This window comes from Herbiconiux liangxiaofengii (assembly GCF_041927335.1).
Taxonomy (GTDB): domain Bacteria; phylum Actinomycetota; class Actinomycetes; order Actinomycetales; family Microbacteriaceae; genus Herbiconiux; species Herbiconiux liangxiaofengii.
This window is the reverse complement of the sequence record NZ_JBHFHD010000011.1, coordinates 272,017-296,195: the sequence shown is the minus strand read 5'-3', so window position 1 is coordinate 296,195 and position 24,179 is coordinate 272,017. Positions and strand designations below refer to the sequence as shown.

At 69.5% G+C, this 24,179-nt stretch carries 26 protein-coding genes, 1 tRNA gene and 1 other RNA gene; 13 read left to right on the top strand and 15 right to left on the bottom strand.

Annotated features, from left to right (window positions below):
* Positions 1–132: integrase core domain-containing protein (locus ACEXOR_RS13480; RefSeq protein ID WP_374847459.1), on the top strand; the 132-nt coding region annotated here is incomplete at its 5' end.
* A gap of 93 nt (positions 133–225) precedes the next feature.
* Positions 226–762 carry a septum formation family protein gene (locus ACEXOR_RS13475; protein ID WP_374850184.1) on the top strand — a complete coding sequence of 179 codons (537 nt, stop codon included), beginning with the start codon at positions 226–228 and terminating at the stop codon, positions 760–762.
* Between the two features lie 134 nt (positions 763–896).
* Here ACEXOR_RS13475 and ACEXOR_RS13470 read toward each other — a convergent pair whose 3' ends face one another.
* Together ACEXOR_RS13470 and ACEXOR_RS13465 are read right to left on the bottom strand one after the other, a co-directional pair.
* Entirely contained in the window at positions 897–1,139 is a 243-nt protein-coding gene (locus ACEXOR_RS13470; protein ID WP_374850183.1) for a zf-HC2 domain-containing protein, read from the bottom strand.
* Entirely contained in the window at positions 1,136–1,738 is a 603-nt protein-coding gene (locus ACEXOR_RS13465; protein WP_374850182.1) for a sigma-70 family RNA polymerase sigma factor, read from the bottom strand. The genes ACEXOR_RS13470 and ACEXOR_RS13465 overlap by 4 nt, the downstream gene beginning before the upstream one ends.
* Positions 1,739–1,851: 113 nt before the next feature.
* On the opposite strand from ACEXOR_RS13465, the gene aroA reads away from it, so the two are divergent.
* The 5 genes from aroA to ACEXOR_RS13440 all read left to right on the top strand — a co-directional run bounded on the left by aroA (position 1,852) and on the right by ACEXOR_RS13440 (position 6,593).
* Positions 1,852–3,210 carry a 3-phosphoshikimate 1-carboxyvinyltransferase gene (gene aroA, locus ACEXOR_RS13460; RefSeq protein WP_374850181.1) on the top strand — a complete coding sequence of 453 codons (1,359 nt, stop codon included), beginning with the start codon at positions 1,852–1,854 and terminating at the stop codon, positions 3,208–3,210.
* On the top strand, positions 3,207–4,250 hold the full coding sequence (rsgA, locus tag ACEXOR_RS13455; RefSeq protein WP_374850180.1) for a ribosome small subunit-dependent GTPase A: 1,044 nt from the start codon (positions 3,207–3,209) through the stop codon (positions 4,248–4,250). The genes aroA and rsgA overlap by 4 nt, the downstream gene beginning before the upstream one ends.
* 32 nt (positions 4,251–4,282) lie before the next feature.
* On the top strand, positions 4,283–5,173 hold the full coding sequence (locus ACEXOR_RS13450) for an inositol monophosphatase family protein (RefSeq protein ID WP_374850179.1): 891 nt from the start codon (positions 4,283–4,285) through the stop codon (positions 5,171–5,173).
* Positions 5,174–5,271: 98 nt separating this feature from the next.
* Positions 5,272–5,775 (top strand): septum formation family protein, encoded by a 504-nt coding sequence (locus ACEXOR_RS13445; protein ID WP_374850178.1) that lies wholly within the window; start codon positions 5,272–5,274, stop codon positions 5,773–5,775.
* Between the two features lie 161 nt (positions 5,776–5,936).
* Positions 5,937–6,593: a histidine phosphatase family protein gene (locus ACEXOR_RS13440; protein ID WP_374850177.1), complete on the top strand. Its 657-nt coding sequence runs from the start codon at positions 5,937–5,939 to the stop codon at positions 6,591–6,593.
* A gap of 18 nt (positions 6,594–6,611) precedes the next feature.
* Here ACEXOR_RS13440 and ACEXOR_RS13435 read toward each other — a convergent pair whose 3' ends face one another.
* Both ACEXOR_RS13435 and ssrA read right to left on the bottom strand, forming a co-directional pair.
* A complete protein-coding gene (locus ACEXOR_RS13435) occupies positions 6,612–8,111 on the bottom strand; it encodes a S1C family serine protease (RefSeq protein WP_374850176.1) in 1,500 nt (499 codons plus the stop codon).
* A gap of 55 nt (positions 8,112–8,166) precedes the next feature.
* Positions 8,167–8,565: a transfer-messenger RNA gene (gene ssrA / locus ACEXOR_RS13430) on the bottom strand.
* Positions 8,566–8,708: 143 nt separating this feature from the next.
* Here ssrA and ACEXOR_RS13425 point away from each other — a divergent pair.
* Both ACEXOR_RS13425 and ACEXOR_RS13420 read left to right on the top strand, forming a co-directional pair.
* Positions 8,709–9,374 (top strand): SIMPL domain-containing protein, encoded by a 666-nt coding sequence (locus ACEXOR_RS13425; protein WP_374850175.1) that lies wholly within the window; start codon positions 8,709–8,711, stop codon positions 9,372–9,374.
* Positions 9,371–10,303 (top strand): oxidoreductase, encoded by a 933-nt coding sequence (locus ACEXOR_RS13420; protein ID WP_374850174.1) that lies wholly within the window; start codon positions 9,371–9,373, stop codon positions 10,301–10,303. The genes ACEXOR_RS13425 and ACEXOR_RS13420 overlap by 4 nt, the downstream gene beginning before the upstream one ends.
* 24 nt (positions 10,304–10,327) lie before the next feature.
* On the opposite strand, the gene smpB is transcribed toward ACEXOR_RS13420, so the two are convergent.
* The 4 genes from smpB to prfB form a co-directional block, all read right to left on the bottom strand.
* Complete coding sequence (gene smpB / locus ACEXOR_RS13415) at positions 10,328–10,804, bottom strand: SsrA-binding protein SmpB (RefSeq protein WP_374850173.1); 477 nt, start codon at positions 10,802–10,804, stop codon at positions 10,328–10,330.
* An 82-nt stretch (positions 10,805–10,886) separates the two neighbouring features.
* Positions 10,887–11,801, bottom strand: coding sequence for a permease-like cell division protein FtsX (gene ftsX / locus ACEXOR_RS13410; protein ID WP_374850172.1), 915 nt, complete (start codon positions 11,799–11,801; stop codon positions 10,887–10,889).
* Entirely contained in the window at positions 11,798–12,838 is a 1,041-nt protein-coding gene (gene ftsE / locus ACEXOR_RS13405) for a cell division ATP-binding protein FtsE (protein ID WP_374850170.1), read from the bottom strand. The genes ftsX and ftsE overlap by 4 nt, the downstream gene beginning before the upstream one ends.
* A gap of 84 nt (positions 12,839–12,922) precedes the next feature.
* On the bottom strand, positions 12,923–14,029 hold the full coding sequence (gene prfB, locus ACEXOR_RS13400; RefSeq protein ID WP_374850169.1) for a peptide chain release factor 2: 1,107 nt from the start codon (positions 14,027–14,029) through the stop codon (positions 12,923–12,925).
* Between the two features lie 55 nt (positions 14,030–14,084).
* On the opposite strand from prfB, the gene ACEXOR_RS13395 reads away from it, so the two are divergent.
* The 3 genes from ACEXOR_RS13395 (at position 14,085) to ACEXOR_RS13385 (ending at position 16,257) form a co-directional block, all read left to right on the top strand.
* Entirely contained in the window at positions 14,085–15,314 is a 1,230-nt protein-coding gene (locus ACEXOR_RS13395; protein ID WP_445451951.1) for an MFS transporter, read from the top strand.
* 41 nt (positions 15,315–15,355) lie between these two features.
* Positions 15,356–15,437, top strand: a tRNA-Leu gene (locus ACEXOR_RS13390).
* A gap of 55 nt (positions 15,438–15,492) precedes the next feature.
* A complete protein-coding gene (locus ACEXOR_RS13385) occupies positions 15,493–16,257 on the top strand; it encodes a DedA family protein (RefSeq protein ID WP_374850167.1) in 765 nt (254 codons plus the stop codon).
* A gap of 21 nt (positions 16,258–16,278) precedes the next feature.
* On the opposite strand, the gene ACEXOR_RS13380 is transcribed toward ACEXOR_RS13385, so the two are convergent.
* From ACEXOR_RS13380 to murI, 4 genes are read right to left on the bottom strand one after another with little or no spacing between them, the layout of a single operon-like run.
* Positions 16,279–17,274, bottom strand: a complete 996-nt coding sequence (locus ACEXOR_RS13380) for a cation diffusion facilitator family transporter (protein ID WP_374850166.1) — start codon at positions 17,272–17,274, stop codon at positions 16,279–16,281.
* A gap of 46 nt (positions 17,275–17,320) precedes the next feature.
* Positions 17,321–17,920 carry an RdgB/HAM1 family non-canonical purine NTP pyrophosphatase gene (rdgB, locus tag ACEXOR_RS13375; RefSeq protein WP_374850198.1) on the bottom strand — a complete coding sequence of 200 codons (600 nt, stop codon included), beginning with the start codon at positions 17,918–17,920 and terminating at the stop codon, positions 17,321–17,323.
* Positions 17,917–18,684, bottom strand: coding sequence for a ribonuclease PH (gene rph / locus ACEXOR_RS13370; RefSeq protein WP_374850165.1), 768 nt, complete (start codon positions 18,682–18,684; stop codon positions 17,917–17,919). Before rph ends, rdgB begins: the two co-directional genes overlap by 4 nt.
* Complete coding sequence (murI, locus tag ACEXOR_RS13365; protein ID WP_374850164.1) at positions 18,681–19,517, bottom strand: glutamate racemase; 837 nt, start codon at positions 19,515–19,517, stop codon at positions 18,681–18,683. Before murI ends, rph begins: the two co-directional genes overlap by 4 nt.
* Positions 19,518–19,564: 47 nt before the next feature.
* Here murI and ACEXOR_RS13360 point away from each other — a divergent pair, with 47 nt between their 5' ends.
* Positions 19,565–20,866, top strand: coding sequence for a nicotinate phosphoribosyltransferase (locus ACEXOR_RS13360; RefSeq protein ID WP_374850163.1), 1,302 nt, complete (start codon positions 19,565–19,567; stop codon positions 20,864–20,866).
* Between the two features lie 3 nt (positions 20,867–20,869).
* Here the strand turns inward: ACEXOR_RS13360 and ACEXOR_RS13355 are convergent, their stop codons facing one another.
* The 3 genes from ACEXOR_RS13355 to ACEXOR_RS13345 all read right to left on the bottom strand — a co-directional run bounded on the left by ACEXOR_RS13355 (position 20,870) and on the right by ACEXOR_RS13345 (position 23,939).
* On the bottom strand, positions 20,870–21,166 hold the full coding sequence (locus ACEXOR_RS13355) for a DUF3039 domain-containing protein (RefSeq protein ID WP_374850161.1): 297 nt from the start codon (positions 21,164–21,166) through the stop codon (positions 20,870–20,872).
* Positions 21,167–21,231: 65 nt separating this feature from the next.
* On the bottom strand, positions 21,232–22,821 hold the full coding sequence (locus ACEXOR_RS13350) for a hypothetical protein (protein WP_374850160.1): 1,590 nt from the start codon (positions 22,819–22,821) through the stop codon (positions 21,232–21,234).
* A complete protein-coding gene (locus ACEXOR_RS13345) occupies positions 22,797–23,939 on the bottom strand; it encodes an ABC transporter ATP-binding protein (protein WP_374850159.1) in 1,143 nt (380 codons plus the stop codon). The genes ACEXOR_RS13350 and ACEXOR_RS13345 overlap by 25 nt, the downstream gene beginning before the upstream one ends.
* Between the last annotated feature and the right edge of the window lie 240 nt (positions 23,940–24,179).

The window sequence follows — 24,179 nt, the reverse complement described above, 5'->3', positions numbered from 1 at the left end:
AACAGCGAATCAGCCCGCCGAGCAGCACTCCCGGCCTGGCTCCATGAATACAATCACCACAGGCCCCACACCGCCATCGGAGCACAACCACCCATCAGCAGATTGATCAACCTCCCTGGGCAGTACAGCTAGCCGGCCCTGAGCCAGCCCGGCCCTGAGCCAGCCGGCATTACTCATGGCGGGGTCTCTCCGCAGATCGATATGGTGAACATTCCTCATATGAGGATGCCGCTTCCGATCCCTGGAGACCCCGTGCACTTCCCTGTTCTCGATCCCACCCGTCTGCTCGCCACCACTGCAATGGTCGCCGCCTCCCTCGTGCTGGGTGGCTGCTCGATGCTCACGCCCAGCCTGCCCCCGACGACGGACTCGACGTCGGGGGCGGAGATCGAGCAGCAGAGCGCCGACGTCTTCCGGCTCGCCGTCGGCCAGTGCCTGAACGATGGAGATGCCAGTGGGGAGGTCTCCGACGTACCGAGTGTGGATTGCTCGACCGAGCACGACTCCGAGGTGTACTTCACCTTCGATCTTCCGGAGGGTGACTTCCCCGGTTCGGCAGCTGTCAACGATGCCGCCGAGGCCGGATGTCTGCCGCCCTTCGAAGCCTACGTCGGCATCGACTACGACAGCTCCAGCTTCGTGTACACCGCATACACGCCCACCCAGGAATCGTGGGGTTCGGGCGACCGGCAGGTCGTCTGCATCGTCTACAACGCGGACGAGTCCAAGCTGACCGGTTCGGTCAAGGGTGCCGCTCGCTGATCGCTGCGGCATCAGCCGACGCATCCGGAACGACGGAGCCTCCGGGCCCACCGCCGAAACGACGGAGCCTCGCACCGACTGTGGTGCGAGGCTCCGTCGTTACCGGGTGGTCGTCGGTGTCAGTGGGCCGGCTTTCAGTGGCTCGACTGGAGAGAGCGCAGGCGCGCGAGCAGCTCGTCGCGGAGCTCTTCGGGGGCGGTCTCCTTGCAGGCCCGCTGCACGGTCTGGGTCAGCACCACACCCAGGTGCAGTTCCGACTGGCAGCCCTCGCAGGTCGCGAGATGATCGCGGATGTCGGCGGCATCCGTCGTGCAGATCTCGTTGCGCAGATACTCTTCGAGCTCCGCGCGGGCCTTGTCGCAGCCGCAGTCACTCATTTCTTGCTCCCTTTGGACGTGGCGGTGGCGACCTCGAGGCCGCGCGACCGCGCGTAATCGGTGAGAAGACCCCGCAGCAGGCGCCGGCCACGGTGCAGGCGGCTCATCACGGTTCCCACCGGTGTCTTCATGATGTCGGCGATCTCCTGGTAGGAGAAGCCCTCGACGTCGGCCAGGTAGACGGCCAGACGGAAGTCTTCGGGGATGGACTGCAGCGCCTCTTTGACATCGCTGTCGGGGAGGTGGTCGATCGCCTCGGCCTCGGCCGAACGACTCGACAGCGACGCGGTGACCGACTCGGCGGTGCCGAGCTGCCAGTCCTCCATCTCGCTGGTGGAGCCCTGGTACGGGTCGCGCTGCTTCTTGCGGTACGTGTTGATGTACGTGTTCGTCAGGATGCGGTAGAGCCAGGCCTTCAGGTTCGTGCCCTGCTCGAACTGCGCGAAGGCGGCGTAGGCCTTGACGAAGGTCTCCTGCACGAGGTCTTGGGCGTCGGCGGGATTGCGCGTCATGCGCAGGGCAGCACCGTACAGCTGATCGAGGAACGGGATGGCCTGCTCTTCGAAGAGCGCGCGCGGATCAGGGGTGGTCTCACTCATCACGGGCAAGTCTACGACCGGGCGCTCCAACACGGCTGTCGCTGTCACGTCCCACCTCACTTCTGCTGTTCGTCACCGCCGTCCGAAGACTCGGCCGACTATTCTGATAACCGATGCCTGTTCAGAGATATTCCGCTCCGACGTTCAACCCCTACGGCGACGACTCGCCGCAGTCGGGCGATCAGCACTGGCCGGCGCCGCGCGCCGACGGCCCGCTCGCCGCCGTGCTCTCACTGCCGGGCTCGAAGTCGCTCACCAACCGCGAGCTGGTTCTCTCGGCCCTCGCCGATGGTCCGTCGCGGCTGGTCGCTCCCCTGCACTCCCGTGACAGCGACCTGATGGCGGATGCGCTGCGCTCGCTCGGCACCGTCATCGAGGCGGTGCCCGGCACCGGAGACCACGGCCCCGACCTGGTCGTCACCCCCGCCGAGGAGCTGCTCGGCAGCACCACGATCGACTGCGGACTGGCCGGCACCGTGATGCGCTTCCTGCCCCCCGTGGCAGCCCTCGCCCTCGGCCCCGTGACCTTCGACGGCGACGAGGGCGCCCGTCGCCGGCCGATGGCCACCACCATCACCTCGCTCCGAGAGCTCGGCGTCGACATCGCCGACGACGGCCGAGGAGCCCTCCCGTTCACGCTGCACGGCTCCGGACTGGTGCGCGGCGGCGAACTCACGATCGATGCCTCGGCCTCGAGCCAGTTCGTGAGCGGCCTGCTGCTGGCGGCCGCTCGTTTCGACGGCGGTCTCGACCTGCGGCACCAGGGGGCACGACTGCCCAGCCAGCCGCACATCGACATGACCGTGGCGGCTCTGCGGCGGCGCGGAGTCGTGGTCGACTCCGACGAGGTGGGCCGCTGGCGGGTCGATCGCGGCCCGATCTCAGGCCTCGAGGTGGCGATCGAGCCCGATCTGTCGAACGCGGCCCCGTTCCTCGCGGCGGCCCTGGTCACCGGCGGCAGCGTCACGATCACCGGCTGGCCGGAGAGCACCACCCAGGTGGGCGCCGACCTGATCGAGCTGCTCCCCCTGTTCGGCGCGACAGTGACCCGGGAGGGCGACCGCCTCACGGTCACCGGAGGTGACCGCATCCGGGGCGTGTCGATCGACCTGTCGACCGGTGGCGAGCTGGCCCCGCCGCTCGTGGCCCTCGCGGCCCTCGCCGACGAGCCGAGCGAGATCACCGGCATCGGACACATCCGGCACCACGAGACCGATCGGCTCGCGGCCCTCGCCACCGAGATCAACAACCTCGGCGGCGACGTGACCGAGCTCGACGACGGTCTGGCCATTACGCCCAAACCCCTGCACGGCGGGCTCTGGTCGAGCTACGCCGACCACCGCATGGCCACCGCCGGTGCCCTGATCGGCCTCGCCGTGGAGGGGGTGCTGGTCGACGACATCGCGACCACCTCGAAGACCCTCCCCCAGTTCCCCGAGCTGTGGCGTTCGATGCTCTCCGGTGGCCTATGAGCTGGTGGGACTCCGGCGAGGATGACGACGACGAGGCCGACTTCGACGAGTCGACCATCCGCACCCGCCCGAACCCCAAGGGCAACCGGCCCCGCACCAAGCAGCGGCCCGACCACAAAGATGCGGTGATCGGCCGCATCATGACGGTCGACCGAGGTCGCTTCTCGGTGCTCGTGCACGAAGACACTCCGGATGAGCGCGAGATCACCGCGTCACGCGCCCGCGAGCTCGGCCGCAACACGATCGTGACCGGTGACTGGGTGTCGCTCGTGGGCGACACCTCGGGCGAACCGGGAACGCTCGCCCGCGTCGTGAAGGTGCAGGAGCGCAGCACGCTGCTCCGGCGCAGCGCCGACGACTCCGACGCGGTGGAGCGCGTGATCGTGGCGAACGCCGACCAGATGCTGATCGTGGTCGCGGCGGCCAATCCGGAGCCGCGTGCCCGTCTGATCGACCGCTACCTCGTGGCGGCCTTCGACGCGGGTGTCGCCCCCATCCTCTGCGTGACGAAGACCGACCTCGCCGACCCGGGGCCGCTCCTGGCCGAGTTCGACAGCCTCGACATCCGGGTGGTGACCCTTTCTCGCGACGACGTGCCGCTGGATGAGATCACCGATCTGCTGGCCGGGCACACGACTGTGACGGTCGGGCACTCCGGCGTGGGCAAGTCCACGCTCGTGAACGCTCTGGTTCCCGATGCCCACCGCGCCACCGGCGTCGTGAACACCGTGACGGGCCGTGGACGGCACACCTCCTCCTCGACCGTGTGCCTGCGGTTGCACGCTGCCGACGGGCGCACCGGGTGGATCATCGACACCCCGGGGGTGCGCTCATTCGGCCTGGGTCACGTCGACCCCGCCAACATCCTGCGCTCCTTCGCCGCCACCGCCCGGGTGCCAGAGGGCGAGCCGCCGGGCGGCATCCCGCTCACGGAGGCGCACGACTGGGAGATCATCGACCGGGTGACGGCCGGCGAACTCGGCGAGAGCGGGCGGGCCCGGATCGAGTCGCTGCAGAAGCTGCTGCAGACCACCGCCTGAGCCGGTGCTGCCGGGGCCGCTAGCCTGGAGGGGTGACCTCAGCCGACCGCGCCGAACACCTGCTCGATCTCTCCGCCGACCTCGCTCTGGCGCTCTCCCTCGCCGATACCGCCGACAGCATCTCGCGGCAGCGGTTCCGGGCGGGTGATCTGCACGTGACCACCAAGCCCGACCGCACGCCGGTGACGGATGCCGATCAGGCCGTGGAGCGGGCTCTGCGAGCGGTGCTCGCGAACGCGCGTGCGGGCGACGGCATCCTCGGGGAGGAGTACGGGGAGAGCGACGGCGCGGGGTCGGCTGCAGGCGGGGCGGATGGCGGACGACCGGCGTCTCACGCCGCCCATCCGCATCGCCAGTGGATCATCGACCCGATCGACGGCACCGCCAACTTCCTGCGCGGCGTTCCCGTCTGGGCGACACTGATCGCCCTGGCGATCGACGGGGTGCCCGTGGTGGGCGTGGTCTCGGCACCCGCGCTCGGCCGACGGTGGTGGGCCGCCACGGGGCTCGGCGCCTTCACCACCGACGTGCTCGAAGAGGCGGGCGAGCGGGCGCGGCCGATCCGCGCATCCGGGATCGCCGACCTGGCCGACGCCTCGATCAGCTACAACTCGATGAAGGGCTGGGACGAGGCCGGCCGGCTCGACGACCTGGTCTCCTTGAGCCGGCAGGTGTGGCGCACGCGGGCCTACGGCGAGATGTGGTCGTACATGATGGTGGCCGAGGGCCAGCTCGAGGTCGCCGCCGAGTTCGACCTGCAGCCCTACGACATGGCCGCCCTCGTGCCGATCGTGCAGGAGGCCGGGGGGCGGTTCAGCTCGGTCGACGGCGTCGACGGGCCGTGGAGCGGGAGCGCTCTCGCCAGCAACGGCGTGCTGCACGAGCAGGTGCTCGGCGTGGTGGGCCGATCCGCCTCGAATTGACCCGGTTCGCAGCGGCCCCCATAATGGTCACGCGGGGGCGCACTCAGCCGTTTTTCAGGCGCGGGTTCCTCCGTCCGACCCCTACGCACGGAGGCCTCATGGCGATTTCCCCCACCAAGCTGTCCCTGACCGTCGCGGCCGTCCTCACGGCTGCCATCGCCCTTTCGGGCTGCACGGCACTGTTCCCGAGCTCGGCACCGCCGGCCACCGACTCCACCACCGGTGAGGAGATCGAGCAGACCGACACCGATGTCTTCTCGCTGAGCATCGGCGAGTGCCTGAACGACACCTCCGAGACCGAGGTCACCGAGGTTCCGCTGGTCGACTGCGCGGCCGAGCACGACTTCGAGGTCTACTCCGAGTTCGAGCTCACCGGCGACGACTTCCCCGGCACCGACGCCATCAACACGCAAGCCGACGCCCAGTGCCTGGAGGCCTTCGAGGCGTTCACGGGCATCTCGTACGACGAGTCGACCCTCGGCTACACCTACTTCACTCCCACCGAGGGCTCGTGGACCGACGGCGACGACCGTCTCGTCTCCTGCCTGATCGGCGACCCGAACGGCAAGGTCACCGGCACCCTCAAGGGCGCCGCGCGCTAGCAGCCCGCGGCAGCACGTGCGGCACCCCCGCACGCGACAGACGACCCCCGGCCCTCTCGGCACGGGGGTCGTCTTCGTTCGGCTCCCGGCACCCCGCTCCCGGCACTCCGTTCCCGGCTCCCGGCTCCCCCACCGGGGCGCACAGCAATAGGCTGGGAGAGATGCGACTCCTCCTGATCAGACACGGCCAGACCATCGACAACGTCAAGGGCGAGCTCGGCACCGTGGTGCCCGGCCCCGGCCTGACCGAGCTGGGGCACCGCCAGGCGGCGGCCGTGCCCGACGCCCTCGCCGGCGAATCCATCGACGCGATCGTGGTGTCGACCATGACCCGCACCCAGGAGACGGCGGCCCCGCTGGCCGAGCGGCTCGGCCTGACGCCGCGCATCCTCGACGGACTCCAGGAGATCTCCGCCGGCATCTTCGAGGGTCGCGGCGACAAGGAGGCCGTGTCGGCCTACCTGCGCACGCTGCTGTCGTGGTGGGACGACTTCGACGCCCGACTGCCCGGCGGCGAGAGCGGAGCCGATTTCGTGGCCCGCTATTCGGGGGCGATCGCCGACGCGGTCTCCGCGCATCCGGAGGGCACCGTGGCCGTGTTCAGTCATGGCGCCGCCATCCGCACCTGGGCGTCGTGGTTCTCGCAGAACATCGACGCCTCCACCAGTCTCGCGCTCGAGTTGCACAACACCGCCGTGGTGGTGCTGGAGGGCTCGCCCGAGACGGGCTGGGTGTGCGTGGAGTGGGCCGACGAACCGCTCGGCGGCCCGGCGCTCGACGACCCCGGCGCTCCCGACCCCACCGCCGACGCCGTCTGATGCCGGCGGTGCCACCGCTCAGAAGGTGACGGCGAAGCTGCCCATCACGTGCTCGATGGCGGGCAGGTCGGCGGTGCTCGCGATGGCCACCGAGACCACCACCACGAAGCTCGCGTCGGCGGGCTGGGCCACCACGATCACGAAGTCGCTCTGACCGCCGCACCCGGTGAAGTACTGGTACTGGCCGGTGTAGACGCCGTCGGAGTAGGCATCCGCTTCTTTCGGGGTGCACTGCGCCGTGAGCGAGCCGAACGAGGCGAAGATCGCCTCGGGGGTGAGCTCGGGTGCGGCTTCGGCCGCCGACACCGTGACTCCGGAGGTACCCCAGGAGTCGGCGAAGGCCTGCAGATCGGTGCTGGCCCGCACGTCGATGAACTCCTTGCCGGCCGGGCCGGTGAAGGAAGCTCCGTCGACATCGGCCCAATCGACCGGCACGTCGACGCTCAGCACACCGGTGTCGTCGGCGATGGTCGTGTACTCGCGGTCATCGGTGCCCGCGGAGGCACCGGCGCCGGGTACCACCACGGCGGCGAGTGTTGTTCCGTTGAACTGGCCGCGGTAGAACGTGTCATCGGAGGGGCGGTAGACATCGACGTCGATGGTCTTGTCGCTGCCCTGGGTGGTGACCACGTCGCAGTACTCCTCGAGCGTGCCCTCGGCGGCGAGGGTGGTGCCGGCCATGCGCAGCAGCTGGTCACCCGGCAGGATGCCGGCGCCGTCCGCCGCAGAACCGGCCGCCACCGAGCTCACCCACACACCCATGGGCTCCCCTTGGTCGTCGAGCGGAAGGGCCTGGGCGTTGACCCCCAAGCTCTCCACGCTGTCTCCGGCGATCAGCTCGTCGAGCACGGCCTGCGCCTCGTCGCGGTGGATGGCGAAGTTGTAGTCGAGCTCGCCGATGCTCGCGTAGTTGATGCCCACCACCTCGCCCTTGGCATTGACGAGCGGCCCGCCCGAGTTGCCCGGCCGGATCTTCGCATCGTGCTCGATGATGTGGTCCAGCGACGCCCAGGCCGACTCCCCCGCGGTGTCGTTCTTCGACACGATGCCCTGGGTGAGCGTGAAGTCGGGATCGCCGAGCGGGAACCCGGCCGCGTACACCTGCTCGCCCGTGGTGATCTCGCCCTTCTGCCAGCCGAGGAACGGGAAGTTCTCGCCGTCGACCTGGATGACCGCGATGTCGAGGCACTCCGACGACCCCAGCACCCGGGCGTCGTACTCCTTCGACGCATCGCCTCCCACCCGCACGGAGATGGTTCCGGCGCCGGCCACGACATGGTTGTTGGTGACGGCGAGACCGTCGGACGAGATGAAGAAGCCCGACCCAGAGCCCGACTGCTCCTCGCTCTGCCCGTTCTCGGGGTCGGCGAAGGTGCCCTCCGCCTCGATCTGCAGTGTGGCCGCCTGCACGCCGTCGAACGACGCGGGGCCGCCGCCGGCGGAGCATCCGGCGAGGCCGGAGGCGGCCAGAAGAATGACGAGACTTGAACCCGCGAGGCGCGTTGACGATGCGATCATCCGGCCAGTGTAGCCATAATCGAGATATTCTCAACAGTGTGCGACGACGGCCAGGTGGTGGAGATGGGGGGAATTGAACCCCCGTCCACTGCTGAGATTCCGCGCCTTCTACGGGCGTAGCCTGTTAGAGCGTTCTACTCGGCTCCGACCTGTGCAACAGGCACCTAGGTCGACGAGCCCAGCCACAGTAAAAGTCCCGCGTGACCCTGAGACACAGTCACACAGCAATCTCTCTAGATAATGCCGGAACCCGGGTAGAGAGCATTCCCGGACCGACAGTTGCTATTTAGCTAGGAAGGAAGACCTAGGCCGCGAGGGCGAAGGTGGCCTTCTTGGCCGCAACAGTGCTGTTTGAATTGGCACTTATGTTTTGCGGAGGGCGTTAACGAGATAACCCCGCATCCTCGGCCCGCTTCTCGCAGTTTCACAGGCAATGTCGAAACCGATCATCCCCGTGGTGGGCCGTTGTCGCACACTGTTGAGTTACCAAAGGCCCGAGATGCCGGGCACTGCTCCGGATGCACATCCGACGCAGCCTTCAACTATACGACACCCTCGCTCAGCTCTGCCACCGGCCGCATGGAATATCGTGGGGGCATGCCCGACACCATCATCACCGTGGCCGGCACCGGCCGCCTCCGCCGCCTTCCGGAACGCGCCCGGGTGCGTATCGGCATCGGCTTCGAGGGCTCCAAGCGTGACAGCGTGCTCGCCGCCACCCGAACGGCCCACGAGTCGCTGGCCGGTTCGCTCGACACCCTGCTGCACCCCGACGACGGCCCCGTCATCGCCTGGAGCTCCGAGGACATCCGCGTCTGGGGCCAACGCCCCTACAGCGCCGACGGCGCCCGGCTGCCCGTGGAGTTCCACAGCGCGGTGTTCGTCGACGCCGAGTTCGACGACTTCGAGGCGCTGTCGGAGTGGATCGACGTGGTCGCCATCCGCGAGGGCATCGCCGTCGACGGCATCGAGTGGCTGCTCGCCCCCGACACCGAGGTCGCCCTGCACTCCGAGGTTCGCCGGGCCGCGATCCAGGATGCCCAGACCAAGGCCCGCGAATACGCCGACGCCCTGGGCCTGGACTCGGTAACCGCGCTGTCGCTGAGCGACCCGGGCCTCCTCGACGACCCGGCCGGCCCCGGCGTGATGGCCATGGCGAAGGCCTCGCGGGCGAGCGGCGGCGTCGAACTCCGGCCGAGCGCCATCGTGATCGAGGCCACCGTGCACGCCCGCTTCGCCGCCACCGGTTCCGTGGCCCGGTGACCGCCGCCGTGCCGCCGGCCCCGGGCCGAGACCTGGTGGGGCGCCACTACGTCGTCACAGGCGGCACCGGCGGTCTCGGCTACTGGGCGGGCGAGCAGCTCGCCACCCGCGGTGCCGCCGTGGTGATCGCCGCCCGGTCGCCCGAGAAGGGCGCCGCTGCCCTCGCCTCGATCGCCCGGCACGTGCCGGGTGCCGACGCCCGTTTCGTGCGCCTCGACCTCGCCGATCTCGCCTCTGTGGCGGAGGCCTCGGCCGAGCTCGCCGCCCTTCCCCGGATCGACGCCCTGATCGCCAACGCCGGCGTGCTCGCGACCTCCGGCCGCCAGATCACCGCCGACGGCTTCGAGTCGATGATCGGCACCAACCTCCTCGGTCACGTCGCCCTCATCGGCCGGTTGCTGCCCCGGATGCTCGACCAGGGTTCCGGGCGCATCGTGAGCCTCGGTTCCATCAGCCACGAGTTCTTCCGGCTCGATCTCGCGGATCTGCAGAGCGAGCGCGGGCGGTTCCGGCAGTTCCGCACCTACGGGCGATCCAAGCTCGCCGTGATGACGTTCGCGTTCGAGCTCGATCGCCGGTTGCGCGCGGCGGGAGCCGACGTCGCCAGCCTCGTGGCGCATCCGGGATTCGCGGTCGACGAGCTGTCACCGGCCCGTGACATCCTGCCGCCACCGAAGCGGGGCACGCCGGTCGGCCGCGCGGCCTACCGCGTGATCGCCCAGGGCAAGCACGTGGGGGCCCGGCCGATCGTGGCGGCCGCCACCGACGCGCGGGCCGCCGGCGGGCAGTACTGGGGCCCTGACGGATGGCGGCAGCTCAGGGGCGCCCCCGCGATCGTGGGCGCCAAGCCCTACACGCGCGACCGGGCCGTGGCAGACCGGCTGTGGGAGACCGCGGAACGGCTCACCGGCATCCGCTACCCGGTGTGAACCGGGCCGCCCCGCGAATCGGGCTCAGTCGCCGAGGTTGCGGCGGCCGGCCATGGCGCGGTCGGCCTCGCGCTTGTCCTGCCGCTCCCGCAGGGTCTGCCGTTTGTCGTACTCGCGCTTGCCCTTGGCCACCGCGATCTCGACCTTCGCGCGGCCGTCGCTGAAGTAGAGCTTCAGCGGCACCAGGGTGTAGCCGCCCTCTTTGGTCTTGTTGTGGATCTTGAGGATCTGCTCCTTGTGCAGCAGCAGCTTGCGCTTGCGCCGAGGAGGATGGTTGTTCCACGTGCCCTGGTTGTACTCGGGGATGTGCACGGCGTCGAGCCACGCCTCTCCCCCTTCGACGAAGGCGTAACCGTCGACGAGCGAGGCACGCCCCTCCCGGAGCGACTTCACCTCGGTGCCGGTGAGCACGAGACCGGCCTCGTAGGTGTCTTCGATGGAGTAGTCGTGGCGCGCCTTGCGGTTGGTCGCGACGACCTTCTCTCCGCGTTCGCGTGGCACGGCACTCTCCTGGGGTTCTCGACGAATGGAAGCCGCCGCCCGATGCCGGGCATGCGGGCGGCAGCCCATCAGTCTAGTGCGATCAGACCTTGAGGTAGCGCGTGATCGCGAACTTCGCCGAGAACGCGGCGAGCAGGGCGCCCACCACGAGCAGGATCGGCGCCACCAACAGCGCGTCGCCCACCCCCACGAACGACGTGAACGGCAGTTGCAGCGCGAGGTAGTCCTGCACGAAGAACTTCACGATCGCCACGATGGCGCCGCCGGCGAGAACCGATCCGATCAGCGCGGCGATCACCCCCTCGAGGATGAACGGCGTCTGGATGAACCTGTTCGACGCCCCCACCAGCCGCATGATGCCGAGCTCGCGTCGCCTCGAGAAGGCGGAGAGCCGGATGGTGGTGGCGATCAGCAGCACCGCCGCCACGAGCATCAGAGCCGCGATGCCGATCGCCGTGTAGCTGGCCGCGCTCAGGATGGAGAAGATCTGCTCGAGATAGCTGCGTTGATCGGTCACGCTGTCGACACCGGCGAGACCCGAGAGGCTCTCCACCAGCACGGCCGACTGCGTGGGGTCTTTGAGGTTGACCCAGTAGGTCTCGTTCAGCAGGTCGGGCGTGACGTACTCGGTGACCGGGTTGCCGGCGAACTGCTTCTGGAAGTTCTCGTAGGCCTGCTCGTGGTCTTCGAAGTAGTACCGGTCGATGAACGGGGCCAGCGTCGGCGAGTCGAGCTGGGCCTGAACCGCGGCCTTCTGGTCGGCGTTCGCCTCACCGCCCGCGCAGTTGTCGCCTCCGGATGTCGCGGTGCACATGTAGACGGCCACCTGGGCCTTGTCGTACCAGAAGTTCTTCATCTGGCCGATCTGCATCTGCAGCAGGATGGCGGCGCCCACGAAGGTGAGCGAGATGAACGTGACGAGGACGACCGAGATGACCATCGACACGTTGCGGCGGAGGCCGGTGCCGACCTCGCCGAGGATGAGTGCGAATCTCACGTCGTCGGCCCCACGTTCTGGTCGTTCGCCGAGCCACCGGAGTCGCCGGGGGCCCGGAGGCCGAGCTTCTCGGCCAGGCTGAGCGACTCGGTGGCCGGGTCGCGCGGATCGGGGGCGTGCTGCGGCGGGAGCGGCGGCATCGGCTCGGCGGTCGCCGTGGCCACCGCGGCCGTTCGGGCGGGTGCGGGCGCCGGGGCCGGGGTGGGCTGCACGGGCAGCGCTCCCGTGGCGGGCATCGGCGGCACGGTACGCACCGGCGCGGTGTGCGGCTGGGCCGGGCCCACGGGGCGGGCGAGTCCTTCTGACAGGGCGATCTCGGCGGTGAGGCCGGAGTCCTGCAGCGCGATCTCAGCCGTCATGCCGTAGCCGCCCTGGTCTTCGTCGCGCACGATCTGGCCGGTGACCAGCTCGATCACGCGGCGCTTCATGTGGTCGACGATCGCGTTGTCGTGGGTGGCCATCACGATGGTGGTGCCACCGGCGTTGATGCGCTCGAGCACGGTCATGATGCCGGCACTCGTCGACGGGTCGAGGTTTCCGGTGGGCTCGTCGGCCAACAGGATGGCAGGCTTGTTCACCACCGCGCGGGCGATGGCCACGCGCTGCTGCTCACCGCCCGAGAGCTCGTGCGGCAGCCGGTTCGCCTTCTCGGCCAGGCCCACCATCTGGAGCACGTCGGGGACGGCTTCCTGGATGAAGCCGCGCGACTTGCCGATCACCTGGAGCGTGAAGGCGACGTTGTCGAACACGTTCTTGCCGGGCAGCAGCCGGAAGTCCTGGAAGACGACGCCGAGGTTGCGCCGGAAGTAGGGCACCTTGCGGTTCGAGATCGCGTTCAGGTCTTGGCCGAGAACGTGGATGTTGCCCGAGGTGGGCCGGTCTTCCTTCAGCACGAGGCGGAGGAAGCTGGACTTGCCTGAACCGGAGGCTCCCACGAGGAACACGAACTCGCCCCGGAGGATTTCGAGGTCGATCGAGTCGAGCGCGGGCCGCTTGGTGCCCCGGTAGGTCTTGGTTACGTGATCAAACCGAATCATGACGTGATGACTCTAAGCAGACCATCCGTCGATCCCACCGCGCGACTCGCTGGACGCGCCGATTCATAGAAACGCCGGCCGAACTCAGTCGTGTTTTTGCTTGCGCCACTTGATGCCGGCGGCGATGAACCCGTCGAGGTCGCCGTCGAACACCGCCGAGGGGTTGTTCACCTCGTGGTCGGTGCGCAGGTCTTTCACCATCTGGTACGGAGCGAGCACGTAGCTGCGCATCTGGTCGCCCCAGCTGGCGGTGATGGTGCCGGCGAGCTCCTTCTTCTGGGCCGCCTCCTGCTCGCGCTGGATGATCATCAGGCGCGACTGCAGCACCCGGAGGGCGGCTGCCCGGTTCTGGATCTGGCTCTTCTCGTTCTGCATCGACACCACCGTTCCCGTGGGGAGGTGGGTGATGCGCACCGCGGAGTCGGTGGTGTTGACCGACTGGCCGCCGGGGCCCGAGGAGCGGAAGACGTCGACCCGGATGTCGCTCTCCGGGATCTCGATCACGCCGGCCTCCTCGATGAGCGGGATGACCTCCACGGCGGCGAAGCTGGTCTGGCGCTTTCCGGCGGCGCCGAACGGGCTCATGCGCACGAGCCGGTGGGTTCCGGCCTCGACCGACAGCGTTCCGAACGCGTAGGGCGCGTCGATCTCGAAGGTGGCCGACTTGATGCCCGCTTCTTCGGCGTAGCTGGTCTCCATGACGGTGCTGGAGTAGTTGTGCTTCTCGGCCCAGCGCAGGTACATGCGCATCAGCATCTCGGCGAAGTCGGAGGCGTCGACGCCGCCGGCTCCCGCGCGGATGGTGATGACGGCCGGCCGCGGGTCGAACTCGCCGTTCAGCAGCGTCTGCACCTCGAGCTCGCCGAGCACCTTCTGGATGCTCGCGAGCTCGACCTTCGACTCCTCGGCCGATTCCTCGTCGCCGGCCTCGTTCGCCATCTCGATCAGCACCTCGAGGTCGTCCAGCCGCGACTGGATCGACTCGATCTTCGCCAGTTCGGCCTGCCGGTGGCTCAGCGCACTCGTGACCTTCTGGGCCTTGACCGTGTCGTCCCACAGGTCGGGGACGCCGGCCTCCTCGCTCAGTCGCGCGATCTCCGCCCGCAGGGCGTCGACGTCGACCACCGAGCGGATGTCGTCGAAGGTGGTTCGCAGCTGGGCGATCTGTTCGCTGAGGTCTAAGTCGAGCATTATGCCGACAGTCTATCGGCCCGCCAATTCATTAACACGGGTAAACTACATGGTGATGACGGATGCGCCCCCCACCGACGACTTCCGGTTCCGCTCGATCGCGGTGCCGGCTCTGCTCCCCTCCTTCCTGTTCGCGATCGGGGAGGGCGCGATCATCCCGATCATCCCCGGCATCGCCCACTCCCTGGGCGCCGGGCTGGCCGGTGCGGGCTTCATCGCCGCGCTGATCGTGGTGGGGCAGCTGGTGGGCGACATCCCGAGCGGCTGGCTCGTGTCGCGCATCGGCGAGCGGCACTCGATGATCGCCGCCGGCACCCTCTCGCTCGGGGCGGTGGTTTTCGCGGCGCTCGCGCCGAACACGGCGCTGTTCGGCCTGGGTGTGTTCCTGCTCGGGCTCTCGGCCGCGGTCTTCGCGCTGGCGCGGCAGGCGTTCATGACCAGCTTCGTGCCCGTGCGCGTGCGGGCGCGGGCGCTCTCGACGCTCGGCGGGGCTTTTCGTGCAGGCTGGTTCGTGGGCCCGTTCCTCGGTGGCGCGGTGATCGCCCTCTCGGGCTCCACCTGGTCGGCCTTCCTCATCCACGTCGTCTGCATCGTCACCGTGGTGATCGTGCTGCTCCGGATGCCGGATCCCACGCTCACCCTGGCGAGGCCCGATGCCGGGCAGCGGCTCGTGGCCGCCGAGTCGGCCGGACTCCTGCGTACCATCGTCGACAACCGCGGCGTGCTGCTGCGCGTGGGGTCGGGTGCGGGCGTGGTGGGCGCACTGAGAGCCAGCCGGATGGCCATCCTGCCGCTCTGGGCCGTGAGCATCGGCCTCTCGCCCTCCACCACGGCCCTCGTGATCGGTCTCGGCGGGGCCGCCGACTTCGCGCTGTTCTACACCAGCGGGTGGATCATGGACCGGTTCGGCCGGCTGTGGAGCGTGGTGCCGTCGATGGTGGGCATGGGGCTCGCCCTGATCACCCTCTCGTTCACGCACGACCTCGGCAGCTCCGCCCAGTGGTTCGTGGTGATCGCCATCGTGATGGGCGTGGCGAACGGGGTGGGCAGCGGCATCATCATGACGCTCAGCGCCGACCTCGCACCGCGGGAGAACCCGGCGCCGTTCCTCGGTGCCTTCCGGTTCACGGCCGACGCCGGTGCGGCTCTCGCGCCGCTCGGCGTCTCGGCCGTGGTGGCGGTGGCGTCGCTGCCGTTCGCGACCGGCATCGTGGGGGTCGTGGGCCTCGTGGGAGCCGGCATCCTGGTGCGGTCGATCCCCCGTTATCTGCCGCACTCCCGCTGACAAGCCGCCGGGCACCCTACCCCTACACTGGAGTTGCGTCTGCGGGAGTGGTGGAATTGGCAGACACGCAGGATTTAGGTTCCTGTGCTTTCGAGCGTGAGGGTTCAAGTCCCTTCTCCCGCACTCTCACCGATTTGCCGCCGGGCGAAACCGCCCCGACGACTGGAGAAGACTGACCGTGTTCACTGCCGCACCCGCTGCTCTCATCCCCTGGCTCGACCCGAACACCCTGCTGGGCGGCGTGTTCGGCCCGGTCGCCCTGCTGGTGGTCTGTGCCATCGTGTTCGCCGAGACCGGCCTGCTGATCGGGTTCCTGCTGCCGGGCGACACCCTGCTGTTCTTCACCGGTGTGCTCGCGGTGGGCGGCAAGTTCGGCATCGACGTGTGGTGGGTGTGCCTGGCCATCTCGCTGGCCGCGTTCCTCGGCGGCGAGGTGGGCTATCTGATCGGTCACAAGCTCGGCCCGCGGGTGTTCGAACGCAAGGAGTCCGGCCTGTTCAGCGTGCGCAACGTGGAACGCACGAACGCCTTCTTCGAGCGCTTCGGCGCGCTGGCCGTCATCATGGCCCGCTTCGTGCCGATCGTGCGCACCTTCGCCCCGATCGCCGCCGGCGTCGGCCACATGAACTACAAGCGCTACTCGCTCTACAACGCCATCGGAGCCCTCATCTGGGGATCGGGAATCGTGCTGCTGGGCTTCGCGCTCGGCCAGATCGAGCCGGTTCGGGAGTTCACCGAGAAGTACCTCGACGTGGTTCTCATCGGCGTCGTGGTGCTCACCGTGGTTCCCACCGCCATCCACTACATCCGCGAGTCGCGGAAGGCCAAGCGCGACCCGAAGGTGGCCGAGGCCGACGACGTCGAGATCACTGGAGCCGCCGAGCGGCTCACGCTCGAGCCCGAGGTGTTCGGCGGCGACGTCGACACCACGCCGAAGGGCTGATCGCCCCCTCGGCAGCACCGCCTACCGGTGGTGGTTCTCCTCGTGCCGGGCGTGCTCGACCGGCTCGAGCTGGAAGGTGGAGTGCTCCACGTCGAAGTGGCCTTCGAGGCATTCGCCGAGCGAATCCAGGAGCAGTCCCGTCTCGCCGCGCTCGAACACGATCGGCTGCACCACCACGTGCGCCGAGAAGACGTACCGGCCCGAGGTGATGGCCCACACGTGCACGTCGTGCACGTCGACCACCCCCGGCTCGTCGAGGATGTGCGACCGGATGCCCGCGACATCCATCGTGGGCGGGGTGGACTGGTTGAGAACCCCCACCACGTCGCGAAGGAGCGACACGGCACGGGGAACGATCATGGCCGCGATCAGGAGCGAGGCGATGGCGTCGGCCTTCTCGAACCCGGTGGTGAGGATGACCACGGCCGCCGCGATCACCGCGATCGACCCGAGCAGGTCGCCGAGCACCTCGAGGTAGGCGCCGCGCATGTTGATCGAGGTCTTCGCCCCGCCCCGCAGCACCATCAGCGACACGAAGTTGGCCACCAGGCCCACGGCCGCCACGCCCAGCATGAGCCCGCCCTGCACCTCCCCCGCCTCGGTGGAGAGCAGCCGGCCCACCGCCTCGATGGTCACGAAGCCCGCCACGACGATCAGGATGAGGCTGTTGATCAGCGCGCCGAACACCTCGGCCCGCTGGTAGCCGTAGCTGTGGCGCTCGTTCGCCGGGCGGGCTGCCACGATCGTGGCGATCAGCGCCACGATCAGGCCGATCAGGTCGGAGAGCATGTGGCCCGCGTCGGCGAAGAGCGACAGCGAGCCCGACAGCACGGCGCCCGCGGCCTCCACGACGAGCACGGTGGCCACGATCGCGATGGCGATCGTGAGCCGGGTGCGGTTGGCCCCGGCACCGTGCGAGTGGGTGTGCGACCCGGACGCCGGCGTGGCCGACACATCCGCCCGAGTGTGACCGGACGCCGGGCCGCACCGGCGTTCGTGGCTGGAGTGATCGGTCATGATCACCACGGTAACCGCCTCCGAACACCGGGTGCCACCGTTCGCGCTAGTTAGGAATGACGCTCATTCTCAACACCGGGATGGCCGCCTCGAACGCCCGGGCGCGGTGGCTCTCGGCGTTCTTCTCGGCGGCCGTCAGTTCGGCGGCCGAGACCTCGCGACCGTCGGGTACGAAGATCGGGTCGTAGCCGAACCCGCCGCCACCGGCCGCCTGCCGGGCGAGCCGCCCGGGCCAGGTGCCGGAGACGACCTGCTCGAACCCGGTGGCCGGAACCACGATGGCGATGTGGCAGGCGAACCAGGCCGCCCGGTGCTCGTCGGCGAGATCGGACAGCTGGTCGAGCAGCAGTTCGAGGTTCGCGCGGTCGCCCCGGCCGTGGCCGGCCCAGCGTGCCGAGAAGATGCCGGGCGAGCCGCCCAGCACGTCGACGCAGATGCCGGAGTCGTCGGCCAGGGCCGGGAGCCCGGTGTGCCGGGCGGCCGTGCGCGCCTTGATCAGAGCGTTCTCGGCGAAGGTGGTGCCGTCCTCCACCGGTTCCGGCCCGTCGTAGGCCACGATCTCCAGCTCGGGCAGCGCCGCCCCCAGGATGTGCTGGAACTCCTCGACCTTGTGCGCGTTGTGGGTGGCGAGCACGACGCGCATCAGGCGGACCGCCCTGCCGCGTCATCCGTCAGCGTGGCGGTCTGCAGCGTCGCGAGCTCGGCCGTGCCCAGCAGGGCGAGATCGAGCAGTGCGTTCAGCTCGGTGCGGTCGAACGGTGCACCCTCGGCCGTGCCCTGCACCTCCACGAACAGCCCCCGGCCGGTGACCACGACGTTCATGTCGGTCTCGGCCCGCACGTCTTCGACGTAGGCGAGGTCGAGCATCGGCTCGCCGTCGATGATGCCCACCGACACGGCCGCGACCGAGTCGATCAGCGGCTGCGACTTCTGGCCGATGAACTTCTTCTTGCGGGCCCACTCGATGGCGTCGGCCATGGCCACGTAGGCACCGGTGATGGCGGCGGTCCTGGTGCCGCCGTCGGCCTGCAGCACGTCGCAGTCGATCACGATGGTGTTCTCGCCGAGCGCCTTCATGTCGACCACGGCCCGCAGCGACCGGCCGATCAGTCGCGAGATCTCATGGGTGCGACCGCCGATGCGGCCCTTGACCGACTCGCGATCGGTGCGGTCGTTGGTGGCGCGGGGCAGCATCGCGTACTCCGCGGTGACCCAGCCCTTGCCGGAACCCGACTTCCAGCGGGGCACGCCGTTGGTGAAGGATGCGGTGCAGAGCACCTTGGTCTTGCCGAACGAGACCAGCGCCGAGCCCTCGGCCTGCTCGCTCCAACCCCGCTCGATGGTGACACGGCGGAGCTGATCGGCGGTGCGGCCGTCTTTGCGGGGGCCGGTGCTCGGGGAATCGGTCACGGTGTGCTCCTTCTGGGATGCGGGATGGTGATGGCTCCGGTGTGCACCAGCTCGACCCGCGACACCTCGGGGCCGAGGAAGAGCTCCGACAGGCGCAGGAACTCCTGGGCGCTGCCGCCGGTGGCCTCGTAGCGGTACACGGGCGGTTCGGGCGAGGTGCGCTCCATGCCGGTGCGCACGAGGGTGCGGTACACGTCGTTGGCCGTCTCGGTGTCGCTGGAGACCAGCCGCACCCCCTCGCCCACCACGTAGGAGATGGCACCCTTCAGGAACGGGTAGTGCGTGCAGCCGAGCACCAGGGTGTCGATGTCGTGCTCCATCAGCGGGGCGAGGTAACGCTCCGCCAAAGCAACGAGCTCGTGGCTGGTGGTGTCTCCGGCCTCGACGTGGGAGACGAACTCGGGGCAGGCCTGGGAGAACAGCTGAAGATGCGGAGCCGCCGCGAACGCGTCGTCGTAGGCTCGCGAGGTGATGGTGGCGGTGGTGCCGATCACACCGACGCGGTTGTTGCGGGTGGCCGTGACCGCGGTGCGAACGGCGGGCTGGATGACCTCGATCACGGGCACGTCGTAGCGCTCGCGCGCATCCCGCAGCATCGCCGCCGACGCCGTGTTGCAGGCGATCACGAGCATCTTCACGTTCTGGGCCACGAGGTCGTCGAGCACCTCGAGCGCATAGCGCCGCACATCGGCGAGCGGCTTCGGGCCGTAGGGCGAGTGCGCGGTGTCGCCCACGTAGAGGATGGACTCGCGCGGGAGCTGGTCTCGCACCGAGCGGGCGACCGTGAGCCCGCCCACCCCGGAGTCGAAGATCCCGATCGGCGCATCACTCACGAGAACCCAGCCTAGTGCGGGCCGTCGGCCGCTCTAAGCTCGAGGGCGTGACCATGTCGACAGCTCTGCTCACCGATCGCTACGAACTCACCATGGTGGATGCCGCGCTGCGCGCCGGAACCCATGACCGACCGAGCGTGTTCGAGGCGTTCGGGCGCACGCTCCCCCGCGGTCGCCGGTACGGCGTGGTGGTGGGCACCGGGCGACTGCTGCAGCTGATCGAGTCCTTCCGCTTCGCCGACGCCGAGCTCGAGTTCCTCCGCTCGCACGAGGTGGTGAGCGCCCCCACGCTCGACTGGCTGGCCGACTACCGCTTCTCGGGCACGATCACCGGGTACCGCGAGGGCGAGGTGTACTTCCCCGGCTCGCCGCTTCTGGTGGTGGAGTCCAGCTTCGCCGAGGGCGTGGTGCTCGAGACCCTCATCCTGAGCGTGCTGAACTACGACTCCTCGGTGGCCGGCGCGGCCGCCCGTATGGTGTCGGCGGCGCGCGGCCGGCCACTGGCCGAGATGGGTTCGCGGCGCACCGGGGAGCGCTCGGCCGTGGCCGCGGCCCGGGCGGCCTACATCGCGGGCTTCGCCGCCACCTCGAACCTCGAGGCCGGCCGGAGCTGGGGCGTGCCCACCATGGGCACGGCCGCCCACGCCTTCACGATGCTGCACGACTCCGAGGAAGATGCCTTCCGCGCGCAGATCGACGCCCTCGGGCCCTCGACCACGCTGCTGGTCGACACCTACGACGTACCCACCGGGGTCGAGACCGCCGTGCGCGTGGCCGGCACCGGACTCGGAGCCGTGCGCCTGGACTCCGGTGACCTGCTCACCCTCGTGCACGACGTGCGGGAGCAACTCGACGCGCTCGGCGCCACGGCCACGAAGATCACCGTCACCAACGACCTCGACGAGTACGCCATCGCCGCACTCGCCTCGACGCCGGTGGACTCCTTCGGGGTGGGCACCTCGCTCGTGACCGGGTCGGGGCATCCCGCCGCCGGGATGGTGTACAAGCTGGTCTCCCGGCAGGGCGCCGACGGCCGGTGGGTGGCGGTGTCGAAGAAGTCGGCCGACAAGGCGACCCACGGCGGGCAGAAGCATCCGGTGCGGCTGCTCGACGCATCCGGTGTCGCCACCTCGGAGACGCTCTACGTGGGGGCGTTGCCGCCGACGGATGCGCGGGGCCGGGCCCTGCACGTGCCCCTCGTGGTCGACGGGGTCGTTCAGCGCGAGCACCTCGGGGCCTCCGGCGTCGCCGCCGCCCGACGCCATCACGCGGCCGCGATCGCCGAGCTGCCCGATCAGGCGTACCGGCTCGCCGCGGGCGAGCCGGTCATCCCGACCGTCTACGCCTGAGGCCTACTCGTCGAGCAGGCGCTCGTAGATCTCCTTGCAGGTGGGGCAGATCGGGAACTTCTCGGGGTCACGGCCCGGGGTCCACTTCTTGCCGCAGAGCGCCTTCACGGGCTTGCCGGTCATCGCCGACTCCATGATCTTGTCTTTCTCGACGTAGTGCGAGAAGCGTTCGTGATCTCCGGGGTCGATGCTGTCGGTGTTGAGCAGCTCTTCCAGCTCGCGATCGAGCGTGGTGGTACCGCCCCCGCCATCGGGGATGGCACCGGGATCGGAGGTTCGTGCGTGGGGGTGTTCGGCCATGCAGACGATTCTAGAGCGCTCCGAGGGCACCCCGGCCGAAGCGGGCCGCCCCGCGGAGGAGGGTCTCAGTTGCGCTGCGCGGCAGCGAGGATCTCGGGCCCACGGCGATCGAAGATGCGGGCTCCGCCGACGACGCCCAGAACGAGCACCACCACGCCTACCCCCACCCCGGCCCAGAGCGAGACCCAGAAGTACTCGGGGTCGACGAACACGCCGAGCACCCCGTAGACGATGGCCGGCAACGACAGGGCGAGGGTGCCGAACAGCGAGAAGATCTGGGCGAGCACCGAGGTGGCCCCGGTGGCCTGTGGCTGGGTGAACGCGCTGTCGCCGGGCCGGGTGGCCGGGTAGGGGAACCGGGCCGAGAAGAGACTGCCGAGCCCGAGACCGGTGGCCACCAGGCAGGTGCACACGCCGAGCATCGCCGGCAGGGCGTCGAGGTTGTCGGCGAACAGCACGCTGAGGAACGAGCCGATGCCGATCAGGGGCACGGCGATCAGCACCACCGGGATCATCCGGCCGACCCGGTCGGCGAGACCCACCCGGCCCGCCACGAGGTGCAGCCACACCGCCGTGTTGTCGAACGCCACGTCGTTGTGCATCACCCAGCCCAGGAACACGCACATCAGCGGAAGCGGCAACAGGGCGGTGTACTCGATGGGCACGCCCACGAAGGCGAACACCAGCACCGCGAGAACCGCCGGGGCCGGCACGATCACGAGCTGGGCGAAGTACCGTGGGTCGCGGGCCCAGTAGGTGAGCACACGGGCCGTGATGGCGCCGGTGGGGGTCGCCGGCACGCGGCCGAACCAGCCCAAGCCCGCCTCGTCGCGCGTCTCGTCGACGCGGTTGCCGGGAGACACGAGCATCAGCGACACCAGTCCGCGCCAGCCGAGCCAGAGCAGCCCCAGTGTGGCGAGGGCGATCAGCAGCTTGAGCACGGCGTACACCCACTCGCCGTTCACCGCGTCAGCAGGCACCGCCCAGGCGGCACCGAGCGGGGTCCAACCGAGGGCTCCGGCCAACGCCGGAAGCACGGCCTCATCGCCGCCGCCCCAGGACGAGCCGCCCCAGCCGGTGATCATGATCAACAGGATGCCGGGCACCAGCACGAGCACCGCGAGCACGCCCACGACCGCCCCGATGTCGCGCGCCCGCCGGCTCGAGAAGGCGAACGAACCGAGCGACACGGCGATGCGCGCGCCGAGCACGCAGGTGACCGCGCCGACGACCGCCGAGACGACCGCGAGCAGCGTGGAGCCCGGCGACTGCGACCAGGTGACGATGGAGGCGAGGCTCACGATGCTGACCACCAGGGCGGGCACGCCGAGGAATGCCGCAACCAGCAGCCCGAGCGCCAGGCGCCCGTCGCTCAGGCCGAAGAGCGCGAACGACCGGGGGTCGAATCGGTCGCGCATCCCGAAGATCAGGGGAACGAACCAGAAGCCGGCCGTCACGAGGCTGCCGCCGATCACGACGGTGGTTCGTGCGGTGTCACTGTCGGCCGAGCGCAGAGCGATCAGGCCCGCCACGAGCACAACCGTCATCACGACCGCATAGGCGAGGCCGATGAGCACCCCCACCAGCTGCGACGCCGGCCGGCGGCCCGCGTTGCCGAGAAGCCGAAGCCTCAGTCGGAGGAACTCAGCAACCATTCCATGCCTTCCGCGCTCTTGCGGCCGCCCGCGAGTTCGATGAAACGGTCTTCCAGCGACCCGCCGTCGCGCACCTCGTCGACCGTGCCCTTGCTGAGCACCCGGCCCTCGACGATGATCGCGACCCGGTCGCAGACGCGCTGGATCATGTCCATGCTGTGGCTGGAGAGCACGACGGTACCGCCGCCGGCCACGTACTTCTCGAGGATCTCGACCACGTTCGATGCCGAGACGGGGTCGACCGACTCGAACGGCTCGTCGAGCACCAGGATGCGCGGCGAGTGGATCATCGAGCTCGCCAGGGCGATCTTCTTGGTCATGCCCACGGAGTAGTCGGAGACGAGCCGGTTGATGGCGTCCTCGAGGCCGAAGGCCCGGGTGAGGTCGTCGGCGCGCTGGCGGACCGTCTTGGAGTCGAGACCGCGGAGCGTGCCCGAGTAGTGCAGCAGCTGGCGGCCGGTGAGACGGTCGAACAGGCGCAGCCGATCGGGCAGCACGCCGATCATGCGCTTCGCCGCCGCGCGATCGCGCCACACGTCGTGACCGAACACCGTGATGGTGCCGCCGTCGGGCCGCAGCAGGCCGGTGGCCATGGAGAGCGTGGTGGTCTTGCCGGCACCGTTGGGGCCGACGATGCCGTAGAAGGAGCCCTGGGGCACGTCGATGTCGATGCCCGCGACAGCCGTGGTGCTGCCGAACTTCTTGGTGAGGCCCGAGATCGACAGGCTGATGCGGGTCGGGTCGAGGTCGCGCACGACCGAGGCAGGGGCCTGACGTGCGGCGGGGCGCGACGGCCGTGACGGGGTGCGCGGCTTCGACGGGGTGCGCGGCGCCGCGGGGCGCTTGGCGGGAGTCCTGGGTGCGGCGGCCGAGGTCTCGGTGCCGGTCTCGGTCTCGGTCTCGACGCCTGTCGCATCGACGACCGCCGTGTCGGGGGCCGCTGTGTCGGGGGCCGCCGTTTCGACGGCCGTCGCCTCGGTGACGGCGGGCTTGGCCGCGGGCTTGCGCACGGGCGGCTTCCGCGGGGTGGCCGGCCGCTTGACGGGGGCCTTCGTGGTGGGAGTCGTGGCGGCGGGCGTCGTGGCGCCCGCCGGCTTCGCGGCGGTTGGCCGCTTCACCGGCTTCCGCGGGGTGGCGGCGCTCGTCGAGGCAGCAGAAGACGCTGGAGTGCGACGCGGTGTGCGCGGTGCACCAGAGCGCGCTCCTCCAGTATTCGGAGTGTCTGACTCTGAGCTCACCGCACCAACCTATCAATCCCATCGAGACGTCGCACCGACCCCGGGCGCACGTTCACGAAGCCCCCAGTCTGACATCGATCGACCCCCGCCGACGCATCACGAAACAGAAACGATACACGC